Source organism: Herbaspirillum sp. VT-16-41 (assembly GCF_001994935.1).
Classification (GTDB): domain Bacteria; phylum Pseudomonadota; class Gammaproteobacteria; order Burkholderiales; family Burkholderiaceae_D; genus Herbaspirillum; species Herbaspirillum frisingense.
The window spans coordinates 1-322 of sequence record NZ_MUXB01000260.1 but is presented as its reverse complement, the minus strand read 5'-3'; the positions used below and the strand labels follow the sequence as shown (position 1 = coordinate 322).

The following is a 322-nucleotide window of genomic DNA, read 5'->3' as shown; positions in this document are numbered from 1 at the left end:
GCATATGATTAGGAGTATAAGAGGCTGTGTCTTTTTCAAGCAGAAGTCGGCATACGAAATGAGTGACTGTGCTGGAGTTACAGATAGCCTTCATCCCACAGCGGGTGATATTTCAGGCCGTGTTTTTGCAGATACTGCTACACCGTCCGGTTATCCCAGTCGCTAATCGGCAGCACTTTGAAAACACCGCGCTGAATATCCAGCACAGCCCGGTTGGCACGCGCTCGGTCGAGCGTCGTGTAGGGATAGCCTGCAGCTCTCGGTGTTCGCCCTCTCATTACCATACACACGACACAACTATCCACCTCTCCACTATCATACC

Annotated in this window: 1 pseudogene; it reads right to left on the bottom strand. The window is 51.6% G+C overall.

Annotation, left to right across the window (positions count from 1 at the left end):
* Positions 1–80 precede the first annotated feature (80 nt).
* A pseudogene (locus tag BTM36_RS30335) lies at positions 81–224 on the bottom strand (phosphoadenosine phosphosulfate reductase family protein); the annotation flags it as partial.
* Positions 225–322 lie beyond the last annotated feature (98 nt).